13 protein-coding genes and 2 tRNA genes are annotated in these 12,253 nt (G+C 48.7%); 11 read left to right on the top strand and 4 right to left on the bottom strand.

What is annotated here, in order from left to right:
* The first annotated feature begins 134 nt into the window (after positions 1-134).
* From BCY86_RS02485 to grxD, 7 genes are all read left to right on the top strand, one after another.
* Positions 135-494 (top strand): hypothetical protein, encoded by a 360-nt coding sequence (locus BCY86_RS02485; protein WP_075276303.1) that lies wholly within the window; start codon positions 135-137, stop codon positions 492-494.
* A gap of 395 nt (positions 495-889) precedes the next feature.
* The gene (locus BCY86_RS10030; protein ID WP_172824776.1) at positions 890-1,072 is read left to right on the top strand and encodes a hypothetical protein; all 183 of its coding nucleotides are present in this window, start codon (positions 890-892) and stop codon (positions 1,070-1,072) included.
* 1,187 nt (positions 1,073-2,259) lie between these two features.
* Positions 2,260-2,664, top strand: coding sequence for a hypothetical protein (locus BCY86_RS09590; RefSeq protein WP_156865005.1), 405 nt, complete (start codon positions 2,260-2,262; stop codon positions 2,662-2,664).
* Positions 2,665-4,067: 1,403 nt separating this feature from the next.
* Complete coding sequence (locus BCY86_RS10485) at positions 4,068-4,193, top strand: UPF0758 domain-containing protein (RefSeq protein WP_275935839.1); 126 nt, start codon at positions 4,068-4,070, stop codon at positions 4,191-4,193.
* Between the two features lie 9 nt (positions 4,194-4,202).
* Positions 4,203-4,406, top strand: a complete 204-nt coding sequence (locus BCY86_RS09585; protein WP_156865004.1) for a hypothetical protein — start codon at positions 4,203-4,205, stop codon at positions 4,404-4,406.
* Between the two features lie 116 nt (positions 4,407-4,522).
* Entirely contained in the window at positions 4,523-4,720 is a 198-nt protein-coding gene (locus tag BCY86_RS10695) for a JAB domain-containing protein (protein WP_083604130.1), read from the top strand.
* 211 nt (positions 4,721-4,931) lie between these two features.
* Complete coding sequence (gene grxD, locus BCY86_RS02460) at positions 4,932-5,255, top strand: Grx4 family monothiol glutaredoxin (RefSeq protein WP_075276299.1); 324 nt, start codon at positions 4,932-4,934, stop codon at positions 5,253-5,255.
* 20 nt (positions 5,256-5,275) lie between these two features.
* Here the strand turns inward: grxD and BCY86_RS02455 are convergent, their stop codons facing one another.
* Positions 5,276-5,518, bottom strand: coding sequence for a hypothetical protein (locus BCY86_RS02455; protein ID WP_075276298.1), 243 nt, complete (start codon positions 5,516-5,518; stop codon positions 5,276-5,278).
* A gap of 304 nt (positions 5,519-5,822) precedes the next feature.
* On the opposite strand from BCY86_RS02455, the gene BCY86_RS02450 reads away from it, so the two are divergent.
* Together BCY86_RS02450 and BCY86_RS02445 are read left to right on the top strand one after the other, a co-directional pair.
* Positions 5,823-7,271, top strand: a complete 1,449-nt coding sequence (locus tag BCY86_RS02450; protein WP_075276297.1) for a UDP-glucose dehydrogenase family protein — start codon at positions 5,823-5,825, stop codon at positions 7,269-7,271.
* Complete coding sequence (locus BCY86_RS02445; protein WP_075276296.1) at positions 7,271-8,227, top strand: NAD-dependent epimerase/dehydratase family protein; 957 nt, start codon at positions 7,271-7,273, stop codon at positions 8,225-8,227. The genes BCY86_RS02450 and BCY86_RS02445 overlap by 1 nt, the downstream gene beginning before the upstream one ends.
* 31 nt (positions 8,228-8,258) lie before the next feature.
* Here the strand turns inward: BCY86_RS02445 and BCY86_RS02440 are convergent, their stop codons facing one another.
* Positions 8,259-9,884 carry a glycosyltransferase gene (locus BCY86_RS02440; protein ID WP_245776252.1) on the bottom strand — a complete coding sequence of 542 codons (1,626 nt, stop codon included), beginning with the start codon at positions 9,882-9,884 and terminating at the stop codon, positions 8,259-8,261.
* On the opposite strand from BCY86_RS02440, the gene BCY86_RS02435 reads away from it, so the two are divergent.
* Positions 9,867-10,991, top strand: a complete 1,125-nt coding sequence (locus BCY86_RS02435; protein WP_156865003.1) for a glycosyltransferase — start codon at positions 9,867-9,869, stop codon at positions 10,989-10,991. The two genes, BCY86_RS02440 and BCY86_RS02435, sit on opposite strands and share 18 nt — an antisense overlap.
* Positions 10,992-11,001: 10 nt before the next feature.
* Positions 11,002-11,772, top strand: a complete 771-nt coding sequence (locus BCY86_RS02430) for a DUF2334 domain-containing protein (RefSeq protein ID WP_075276294.1) — start codon at positions 11,002-11,004, stop codon at positions 11,770-11,772.
* Positions 11,773-11,978: 206 nt separating this feature from the next.
* Here the strand turns inward: BCY86_RS02430 and BCY86_RS02425 are convergent.
* Positions 11,979-12,052, bottom strand: a tRNA-Asp gene (locus tag BCY86_RS02425).
* Between the two features lie 90 nt (positions 12,053-12,142).
* Positions 12,143-12,214: transfer RNA gene (locus tag BCY86_RS02420), tRNA-Val, on the bottom strand.
* Positions 12,215-12,253: the final 39 nt, after the last annotated feature.

The following is a 12,253-nucleotide window of genomic DNA, read 5'->3' as shown; positions in this document are numbered from 1 at the left end:
CACCATCGAAGCAACTGCCAGTGAGCGGAGATCTCTCATATGGACTTTTCGGTCTCAGCTCAAAGCGTTCAACCATCCTCCCATCGAAGTCCAGGACGGTTGATTCGGACAGATAGGAATCGCTCTCTTCAGAGATGAATCCTCCTTGCAAAAACAATCTTTTGGAAGCGATTGGGGGGATCCTGAACAACACACGGAAACTGTCCCGTATCGAGCCGATCCAGTCATCTTTAACTATTCAGTACACGCCCAGCATGTGGCACTTGCGAGGGACGGAGCCCTTGGATGCAACCCCCAAAGTAAACACTTCCCTCCGCCTCAGGCTTCATTTCCAATCTCCAGAAACGTATCACTCCATTCAGACGGTAGAAGTATCTACTCGACCGGAAATGGGAGGGAAGGAGATCGAGATCGAAGTCCTTCCCAGCCATGAGGTAGTGCGCGATCATACCCACGCAGAAAATTTAAGCCAACTGTTTGAAAATCTGGAGTAACCAACTTACTCTGACCAAAGCGTAATGTCCAATACAAGCTCCCTTCCAATAGCGCCGCCTGGCAATAGCATGTGGCCTCTTAGTGTCTCTTTTCCGCCTTTGACTCCCTGCGCCCTATCCGTTCCACACATATCTCCTACATGCGTTTAGTGACACACACAAAACCATCATTCCTCTCCCCTACTACTTTATGAATCCAAAAGCCGCATTCAGCCAAAAGACCAGTAGAAATCCTATGGAAACCAGAACAAACAATCGAATCAAACTAAGATGGCAATACGCAGGGGTATTGCTATGCATGGGTTTTTTCCCTATCCCCCCTTCACGCTGCGGACACACGTTACTTCCAACTGAACACCTTGGAGAAACCATCAGACAGGAATATACAAGGGACAATGATCAGCTCAGACAGTGCAGTCATAGCAGGAGTTAACTTAGGCTGTATTCTTCCTAACGAAGTAACCACTGTACTGGCATCCCTCTCTTTCCAATGTGGAATCTTGCCAGTCACTGCCCCCACTGGAAAGATTCTATATGTAGAGAGCAAACAAGTCAGTCCATTCGCTAACACTAATTAACTAGCAGTGACTTCTCTGGTGCAGGGGGCAGGAGGAGCAATCTATGCAAGGACCCTCCCAGAAGAAAAAATTTATCATATTGCCATAGGGAAGGCAGAGGTCTGGATAATCCTACCAGAGATTCAACACGTATAGGATCTCACATACAATCCTGCGAACAAAATGCTTTCCTCCGCAACAGACCCACAAAGAAAGCTGTTCCTGATCACACCAGAAGGGAAAGCCAGTCTCCAGTTTAAAAGCAGCCAGCCCCATCTTCTAACGCTGGCTCTCGATCGTACCAATCATGACTTAATCGCGAGAAGCAGCGGTCACGCTCTTCTCTACCGTGTGGATAGTCTCAACAGGCTACGATCATCCACGATTTTGAGCACCAAGAAGTCAAATCGTCGCTTTCGGGAAAGAAGGTTCCCTTTTCGTGCTCGTCAATGAGTACGGAGATTCCTTCGACTTGCCTCATCGAATGGGGGCTCCGCACCTGACTTCCTCCCCTACCCCGTCCCTCCCCGCAAGCAACCTTCAAACCACGAAAAAGGCCTCTGTTTATGATCGATCATGCGGGGCACCATGAACTGATGATGCGCCATGAAGACTTCCATTACATCTCTCTAAGGGCATAGAGGAGCGGAAACGACTCGGACAAGCAAAGTGCTGGATGTAGACCTCTGCTCAACATTCGGAAGAATCAGCTGAAACGCGACTGGACCTCTCGAATTTTCTGTCCGGTCAGGAGATTCTGCTACCCCTGATGAAACATGGAGCCACTGGAGTCTATCCCAAACCAACCATGCCACCCTTACAAGCGTGCGAGGGAGATGCATTTAGGTCCAAGCGAACTGGAAAACGAATCCCACAACCACTCTCGCCAGAGTGGTGATCCCCTTTCTGCCTGACAACCTCAGCTGGCGGCCACTAGGGTTAATGCTCATTCACGCAATGGCAACAAGGCCTCGAAAGAGTCGCTCGCTCCGAGCGGAAGCGATCTCCCAAAGCACGAAAGCGTTTTTCATATCCAGTGGAAAGCGGACAATCCTGATAAAGTCCTCTTTGCTACCGGATTTTCTACCACCTCCATGAGCAAATTGTATGGCAGAGCATCCTTCCTCTTCATGAAACTCTGACCAAGCAGGAATACGATCGGAAGACCCTCACTTTCTCAGATGGAAAGTACATCACCCAGGTAAGCGATGCAAAAACGAATCCCCCGGAATAAGTACAGCGTCACACGCGCGAATCCAAAACCATCACTGTGGATAATACCCCCCCTAGTCCTTCAAGAGCTGTCCATCACAGGACGGCGGTGGCGAGGAAAAGTGATGGATGCGCTCAGTCCAATTCTACGCGTCGAAGCTGCTATCGACGGAAGGCTAGAATGGCATCCCATCCCAGCGTGTGACGGAATCTATGACCAAGGAGAAGAGCCTTCGAAGCCGATCTCTCTTCTCTCCTCCCGTCAGACTTCATACCCTCACTGTCCAAGCCTTCGACACCGCCTACAATCACGTCATCCGGCAAATCGAAACCAAATAAACAGATCAAAAGTACAACCTATACGCATTTCTAAAGCGCATATTAATACATCAAGCCCATGACAACTCCTCTAGCCAGCAGTACTTCTATTCTAGATAGGTCGAGCCTTATTAATGGATATACACTGTGCACCCTATAAATCCATCCACTATTCACTGCACTATCAAAGGTGGCGAATTGGTCTTCACAGCCGATTTGCCACATTTTTTATCTTTTCCCTCTAATATTTTTACTTCACGATAGGACGGTCGTTTTTTTATCACATTCTTTATGCTCGGAGTTGCGTTCAACCCTCCTTACCATTACATCAATAGGAGTAACCAATGGATAGTTTCTTATGATAACCTATTTTATTTATTTTTCACTTCCTTTAAGTGATAGCTTATGTCTTCTCACAACCTATTTAACGTACCTTAACTCCCTCCTTACTTCTCCGCCTCTAGCTTCACTCTCTCCGCTACCGTCCATTGCGGTGGAGCTCAAGAAAAAGAATCGGTTCCCTCCTCATTCTGAAAAATCACAATCGAGGAAAATGAAAATCCTCCCACACAAGAAACACTCCCTCAACAACAAAAAAACAACAAAAGGATATCCCTCCACCTGAGTGCATCCCTATACCAGAAAATATCATCTACTACCTCTCAGGTTATGGCGAACAGGGAAATCCCAGCCTCAAAATGGTGAAAGGCGATATCGACCCCGTCTAGTACAGAGGAGAAGACCCAGGCCCCAACCAGTCTCCTGGCACTTCCTTTCAACTCCTCAAATTCGGACCAGGATTCCGTTTCCAGCCGCCAGCAGAATCCTACGAACCAACGGAGTTCCAAGAAAAAAAGGAAACGCCTATAAATTCTTCTCCCCCACCCCGCATACTCTAGGTAGATCCAGGCGCAACCAATAAGCTCCAAAGTCAGGACGACTCTCAACTCTTCATCGATATGTATATCAAGCCTCTCTTCATAAACGAGCACACATCTTTATTCACTGCTTTTGCTTCACGCATTCTATATAAACATGATGAGGATGAGGATACTGGCTAGTCGATATATCTTGACCATCAAAATATTGTTTTGAAACTTAAAGGCCAAGAATTCAAGGCAATAGACATTTAAAGTCCCAACAAATAAGGGATCAGCCACTTATGACGGAACAAAGAAAACGGCACGAATTACATTAATGGAGAACGCATCATTCAAGATCAAGTTAAGTTCCCGCCGACAGGAAACGCTTCGAAGATATTCCTTACTAGGTAATGACACTTTTGATGGTTTCACCCAACAATTCAGGGGCTCTGGCTGAGCTCTTGAGCGCAGGCAGCAATTAGCATCCACCCCATATGGCCAAAACCTCTTGTGGCAAATTGGCCTTTACAGCCGAATTGCTACAACGTTTTTTGGCTTCCTATCTCAATGGATGGTTTCATCTCACAATACCAAAAGGCACACAAGGTGCGTGACATGTCACGATGACAGCTGCCACTTCTTTTGCAGGGCCCAGCAAACGGGCTCTTCACCTCGGAGCCGAAGGGCTCGGGGATCCTGAGCTCATTGCTATTCTCCTAGGGACGGGCCACCCACATATGTCTGTCTAGACGCTTTCGATGCCCTGCCTGTTGGAAAAGTACGGTGGACTCCATGGCTTATCTCGATTGAGGACGGGAGCGCCCGCTCAAGAATACGGGATTGGGCCTGTCAAGAGCATACGCCTCCCGGCTTCTTTCGAACTTCGCAGAAGAGTCAAGAACTCCATCTCAGGGGGGAAAAGACCTTTTTTAAAGATAGCCGTCAAGTCGATCCGTGGGTGAGACCGCGTTGGGCATTTCTGGACCACGAAGAGCTATGGCTTCTTGCCTCCAACAGCCTCGAGCTACACGAAGGACAGCCATAGGGGGACCCCATGGGCTTCAAGTGATGGCGCGCGATTCCACTGAGAATCACCCTACAAGAAGAGGCTTCCTCCCCTATCTTGATCTACAATCATCCCAGCGGAGGCTCGACTCCAAGCCCACAAGAACTCGCATGCACAAATTGGCTCCTCAAAGCCACACAGTGGATTGGCATCCCTCTGAGCAACCGCTTAATCATCGCTTCCTCAGGATATGCATCCTTAACTCGATAGCGGGATCATTCCTTCACGTTCCTTAACTCAGAAAAACTCCCCTTCCCCCTCCTGCGCCACTTGAGTACGAACCTACCCCCGTACATTCACCTGATAACCTATCATTCCAATCAAACAATCTATTTCTATCTTTACTCTTTGAACTTATCTTGAATTTTCAACAGACATATGCTCCACTTCTTATAAGCTAACAGACAAGGAAACCTTCTCCATGGATGATATGGTACAAAAGCAGATCCAGACACTCATCGACTCCCATCCTGTGCTTCTCTTCATAAAAGGGACAAAGACTTTTCCACAGTGTGGATTCTCTGCCAGAGTAGTAGACATTCTCAAAAAAGAAGGGGTCCCTTTTGAAACGGTCAATGTCCTTGCAGCACCCGAAATCCGAGAAGGGATCAAGGAATACTCAAACTGGCCCACGATCCCTCAGCTGTATGTCAAAGGAAAGTTCTTAGGGGGTTGTGATATCGTGACAGAAATGCGCCAAAATGGAGAGCTCTCCCAAGAACTCAAAAACGCAGGGCTTAAGTAACCTCTCTCTTTTCTTGATGTTCACCAGTGAATCCACCCGAAGTAGGTAGCCGTTCCAATAAGGCCAAAGGCAACTACAAATTCAAAGATAAGCACAGCCCACCTTCGAAAGAGATGATAAGAGAATACAACTGCTCCTGAAGCGACCACCAAAATTGGCAAGCCTGTATGGAGCGCAAGGTAATGGAGCGCTAGTTTGCTCTGTTGAAAAGAATTCTCCGCATATGCGAGAATGCTGGGCACCTTCTCATTCCACACATTCATTTTCTATTCGAAGAACACAGCGAGAGGCGAAGCTTCTACCCCTTCCGCTTTAACTATAAGTACATACAAACAATTATAGAGAATGCATTACCACAAAATTTTATTCAATAGCTTTTTTTTGACCTTGAGAGGATCAGACATGTACTTCAGGCGAGCAGCAGAGCAGGAGAAGGATACATATGTACCTCCTCCCCTTCCCAGAGAAGAATAGTACTAGTGGATCCGATTATCGCTCAATTTCCCAACCTGACAAAAATTGATGAATCAAGTAGAAAGCCATGCAGAGATTAAGTAGGGTTAGCTTATGCATTTTCGTTTAGCTGTATTTGGAGTAGGATACGTAGGGTTAGTCACCAGTGCAGGGCTGAGTGCTTTGGGACACGAAGTCCTTACGGTTGATATTGACCAGGAAAAAATCGATCTGCTGAAAGAGGGCACTATCCCCATCTACGAACCGCACCTCGGAGAGCTTGTTCAAAAAAATGTGCGCAACAAGCGGCTTCATTTTTCAACAACGCTGATCTCGCCTTTTGATGAAGCAGATATCTATTTTATTGCAGTAGGGACCCCCCCTTCTCCAAATGGGACGGCTTCGCTAGATGCTGTATGGAAAGTTGCGGACTGGATCACACAGAAAGCGGAAAAGCCTGCTCTTCTCTGTGTTAAGAGCACCGTCCCGCTAGGAACTTGTGATAAGCTTCAAAAACGAGTGGCTTCCAGCAGAGTCCCTCTCGAAGTGGTTTCCAATCCGGAATTTCTCAAGGAAGGGAACGCAGTCAATGACTTTTTTAAGCCCGACCGTATCATTGTTGGGGTGCGATCCCAACAGGCCCAACAGACAATGCGCCACTTGTATGCTCCGCTCCAGCTTTCCAGTGAACGTATCCTTTTCACGGACCCTCGTTCAAGTGAACTGATCAAGTATGCGTCCAACACAATGCTGGCTATCCGCATCTCCTTTATGAATGAGCTTTCCCAACTCTGTGATGCAACAGGGGCTGACATTCATGATGTTCGCCTAGGCATTGGCTCCGATCCGCGCATTGGAAAGCAGTTTCTCTATGCAGGGCCAGGATACGGAGGTTCCTGTTTCCCTAAGGACGTTAAGGCATTGATCGCATTCAGCCGCTCGCATCAGGTCCCAATGCGCATTGCAGAAGCTGCAGAGCAAGCAAACGAAGCCCAAAGCTTGTTTGTCCATCAATTAGTTACACGAGCGATCGGGGATCTGCAAGGGAAACAGATCGCGCTTTGGGGGCTCTCCTTCAAACCAGAAACAGACGATATTCGAGAATCCCCAGCCCTCAAGTTAACGCGAGCGTTTCTCGAGGAAGGCGCGCGTGTAGTTGGACATGATCCAAAAGCAGGGAATCACTTTGCCAATGCTTTTCGAGAGGAAACGCAAGTTCAAATATGCTCGGATCAATACGAAGCCCTCCACGGAGCTCACGCGCTTCTGTTGCTCACGGAGTGGCAGACCTATCGAGCGCCTTTGTTTGAACGCATGCGCGAGTTGCTTCAACAAGGCCCTCAAGGAGACCCACCTGCCATCATCGATAGTCGCAATTTGTGGCATGGTGAGGAAGTGATCAAAGCTGGCTTGCGGTATTATGGACTCGGTACAAGACTGTACTCGCCCATAGACTATCCGCCAAGCGCACCTTCTCGATCAACTTCTACAGCTAGCCCCGTCTCTAAAGTTCCTCTTTTCTTAGGATCGACTTTTCCATTCCCTGGCAAAGAGAACGTATAATGCACTGGCTGGTCACTGGAGGAGTCGGCTTCATTGGATTTCATCTAACGCGTGCACTTCTCCAGCGTGGAGATCGAGTCACCATTGCAGATGATTTTAGTAATGCACCGTACCCTACCTACGAGAAGCGGCGGAATCAACGCGATCTAGAAACTGAATTTGGCCATTCGGTTCAGATAAGAGAAGTGTGCATCACTGATCGTATCACTCTGGAGCCTCTCTTCAAAGAGATTGACGGGATAATCCACTTGGCTGGCCTGGCAGGCGTCCGCTCCTCTTTTCAAGATCCCTGCCGCTACCTCCGGGTCAATATCGAGGGAACCACCAACCTGCTTGAACTAGCGAAGCTGCACTCGATCGATCAGATCTTGATCGCTTCCAGCTCCTCAGTTTACGGAGATTCTACACCTCTTCCAGCGAAAGAAGAGGCTGTCGCAATTCTCCCCCAATCTCCTTATGCAGCTTCTAAGCGCGCTTCCGAATTGGTTGCTTACTCACTCATGCAAGGTCTACCCAGAATTCGGTGCAGTGCTTTGCGCTTTTTTACCGTTTATGGCCCTCGCCAAAGACCAGAAATGGCCATTACCCTATTCTGTCGCGCATTGATACAACAAAAACCTCTCCCCCTTTTTGGAAACGGTTCCATGAGACGCGACTTCACCCACGTCGACGACATTGTGCGAGGTATTCTAGCCGCCTCAGAAAACGCTCCTCAGGGCTTCTCTATCTATAACTTAGGATCGGGCTCACCGATCACGCTCACCGATTTGACTGAACAGCTTGAACACACAACAGGAAGAAAAGCGCTCATCGAAAGAGAAGAGATACCTCGCGGCGATGTACAAGCGACCTTCGCTGACATTACGCGTGCCCGACAAGAGCTGGGTTGGGAGCCTCGCATCTCCCTTTCTGAAGGATTGAAGACCGTTTTCGCATGGGTTCAAGAGCACGGGTAAGTAACACTCTGGAAAAAATGCTTACCTCTGTTTATCGATAGAGGGACGGATGAAGATGAGGCTTTCTAAAATCGACACGTGACGGTCGAAGCAAACCTAGAAGAAACAGACCAAGTGAGAGACTAATCCAAGTCCCAAAATGAATCCACTTCAACCACAGCTGATAGAAAGGTGAATTCATGCGAGCAGAATCCATATTCGAACGAGCTCTATGCTGACATGCACCCATAAAAGCGTCCACCATCCTCTGTTGGATATTTGCTGAAGAGACATGTTCCTTAGCCATAGAAGCTGCCGTTTTTCCCATACTGGCACGTGCTTCTGGAGAAGAAGCAAGCTGCAACACAGCCTTTCCAAAGACAGCATCTGCTTGCTCTTGTTCTTCTGAAGAGCAACCCGGCTGGATTAAAATACCATTCACTCCATGTTTAATTTGAGAGCTAGCCCCCATTCCATCTTCAAAAGCTACCACAGGCATACCGCACCACAGCGCCTCACCAAGGACATTCCCATAGGTTTCACTCAAGGAAGCATGCACAAACACATCCCCATATGAATAATACTCGAGCATGTCCGTAAAGGGGACTTCCCCTGTAAAAAAGACACGATCCTGCACTCCTAATTGGCAAGCAACCCGGCGATAATAGTCCGTATCAGGCCCTTGTCCGACCAGAGTAAGCGTTGCTTCTGGACAAGCAGAGAGAATATTGCGAGCGAAAATCCGGATAACTCGATCTTGAGACTTTTCCCGCGTATGCCTCCCCACACAGAGCAGGCGGAGCCCTTGTACTTTATCTCCAAGCAGTTTTAGATAAGGATTTCCTCTTATTGACCGATCAAATATATCGGCTTGAATCGTACGAGGAATCACGTAAATAGGGACTCTAACACCCAACTTTTGCCAGTAATCGCGAAGCCCTTCACTCAATACAACCAATCCATCGCTTTGGTTGTACAAATACGTGAAAAACTTTTCGTAAGGCCTTCTGAAAAGCTTCTCTAAAATCGTATGGACAGCTTTAATCTTGGAGATTTTCTCAGGGAGAAGCACATCATAAGCTGCTATAAGATGCGTCGTATTCACACAGAGTAACGGAATCCCCTTTGCGTAGCGCAACCAGATCCCAAGCTCCACCAGAAGAGTCGTCGTCTGCGCATAACACAGATCAAAATCCCACGATTTCACATCCCTCACCCAAGACGCAGAAGGCAAAGGCAGAAAAACACCAGGGTAGGTATGAAGAGGGAGACTAGGTAACGCAACTGCATCCATGGACATTTCTTCAGGGGACACATCTGGATCATATGGACCTACAACTGTTACTTTTTGACCATACCGACGCAATTCTTGATACAGTGCACGTGTCTGAAAAATAGCACCATTGGCATAAGGGACCCGGATAAAATCGCTCAGGATACCCACACGCAAAGGACGCTGGTAGAGGTCTGTCAACTGATAAAAATCCGCACGCTTACCCTTCGTTTTTTCTTTTTGATCCTTGTTAACCATATGTTTTAGAGGGTAAACTGTTTGCTGCTCTTCCACATCTTTGAAGTCAGGAAAAGAAGGAACGTGCCCTTGAAAGTGATCGACATTACGGAATTCTACTCGGAGCGAGGAGGGGGTGTTCGAAGTCATTTGACTACAAAGATGCATGTTCTAGGCCAAAGAGGGATCTCTTCTATCATCATTGCACCTGGCCCGTATCAAGAAACAATCGAGCAAGGTCGAGGTCGGATGATACGCCTTGCAGCCTCCCCCGTCCCGTACGATCCGAGCTATTTCTTGTTCACATCGCCTCTTAAAGCTCGAAGCATCATCGTTAAAGAACAACCGGATGTCGTCGAGATCCATTCCCCCTACGGAGCAGCTCTCAGCGCACTGATAGCCCCCCGCTTTCCACACGGCATTCGCACATTTGTATGGCACAGTGATTTCATTGAAACCTATATGACCCAAGGTCCCCTTCAACAACTCCCCTCTTTTCTCCAGCAGATGATCGCTCGCCCTTTCTGGACCACGATTCGCGCGATCGCCACACGCTGCGATGCAACTTTTGCAGCCTCGAAGAAACAAGTGCAAAAATTGCAGGAGCAAGGGGTTCCTCGAGTGGTTCACCTCCCTTTCGGTGTTGATCGCACCGTTTTTAACCCGTATGCCAAAGACCCTGCACTTCGAGAGCAACTCTTAGGTCCGGAGCGCAAGCACGCTTTCCTCCTCATAGGGGTAGGGAGATTCGCCTTTGAAAAACGGTGGGATGTGGTGATCGACGCATTTATCCAATTCCGCAAACGACATGAGGCTGTTCTGGTGCTGATAGGCGACGGACCTGAACAAAAATCCCTTAAAACACAAGCGGCGCACCATCCCGATATCCATTGGATGACATTTCAACGCGATCGAGCCTACCTTGCACGCCTCTTTGCCAGTGCAGATGCCCTGGTACATGGCTGCTCCGTCGAGACGTTCGGATTAGTCCTCGCCGAAGCGATCAGCTGCGCCCTCCCACTTGTGGTCCCTAACGCAGGAGGAGCCGCTGAGCAGGCTAAAAAAGCCTGTGCGGAACTCTACACTCCTGGCAATTCCACCGATTGCGCGACTGCGCTCGAGCGATTGCTGCTGCAGCCACAAGAGCAGCTTCGAAATTGTGCCTTACAAGCGGCTATTGATGTATATTCTCTTGACGATCACTTTGATCGTCTACTCGATATATACTGTACGCTGCTCTCCTCAAAAGTATCCTTACGCCATTCACCCTCTTGAGAATCTGTCCATGCGCATCCATGTTTCCATTCACGATGTCTCCCCCGTATTTGCGGAGGAGGTTGAAGCAGCTCTCGCTTATTGCAGACAAGCAGGAGTCGTCCCAACTCTTCTAGTCGTCCCTAATTTTCATGGACAGTGGCCTCTCTCTCACCATCCTGATTTCTGCGCTCGTTTACGCAAGCTGCAGGGACAAGGTCACGAAATCTTTTTACACGGACTGACTCACCAAAGCCGTACCCAGCCCCCTTCAAAACGGGTCACTCATCATGCCCCCACCCTTCGACCGAGTCAACCGACAGGACTGTCTTGGCATTTCGCTCAGCGGATGGTCTCCAACTACGAAGCCGAATTTTTTGATCTCTCTCTAGCAGAAGCAGATGAACGCCTGCAGCAGGGGATAGAAACCTTTAATCTTGTCGGCCTGCAAGTCCACGGATTTATCCCACCCGCATGGTCGATGCCCTGTTGGATGCTGTCCCTCCTCGCCAAGCATGGATTTTCTTTCACTGAAGATCACACCACCATTTATAACCCTTGCATAGGACTGAAGAAAAAGAGTGTTGTTCTCAATTACGCCACACGTTCTCCAGCTCGCCTGCTTTCTACAGCAGCGTACTGTCGGCTTATGCGCCATGCTCACAGGATCACCCCCCTCCGTTTTGTGATTCATCCCACCGATATGCGCTATGTTCTGATTCGTCACGAAATCGAACGATTTCTTAAATGGGGAAAAGGCGCATTTGTGCCCAAAGGCGAAGATCTGTTTGCTTATTCTTAACGAAAGAAAGCAACCATGCAACCCTTTTCTGTCTTCTGCCTCCTTCTCGTCTGGACAACCATCCTAGCTTGCAAAGGCCCCCTACCCCACAAAGAGCCACCAGCCACCTCCTTTCCTGTCCCTGCGAACCCCGCCCCTTCCTTAGCCTGCAATATACCGTAGCCAATTCAAAAGCTCGCCGGATCAGAGCGAGCCAAGGAAACTTGCGGGGCGGACGGGACTCGAACCCGCGTCCTCCGGCGTGACAGGCCGGCGTTATAACCCACTTAACTACCGCCCCTCGTTCTTATGACCTACTTCCTCCAGCCCTTACCACGAATCTCAAGCAATTGCATCCTAATTATGCGCTCGTTCTTCTTCCCTCAGCGCGTGGGCGGGACAGGGTTCGAACCTGCGACTTCCGGCTTGTAAGGCCAGCACTCTACCGCTGAGTTACCCGCCCCTTCCTCCAAGGGATACCGGCCATCTAATAGCCTCTTCC

It is taken from the genome of Pajaroellobacter abortibovis, assembly GCF_001931505.1.
In the GTDB taxonomy this organism is placed as follows: Bacteria; Myxococcota_A; Polyangia; order Polyangiales; family Polyangiaceae; genus Pajaroellobacter; species Pajaroellobacter abortibovis.
Note: the sequence above shows the minus strand (reverse complement) of the source record. Positions and strands in the feature narration are given on the sequence as shown.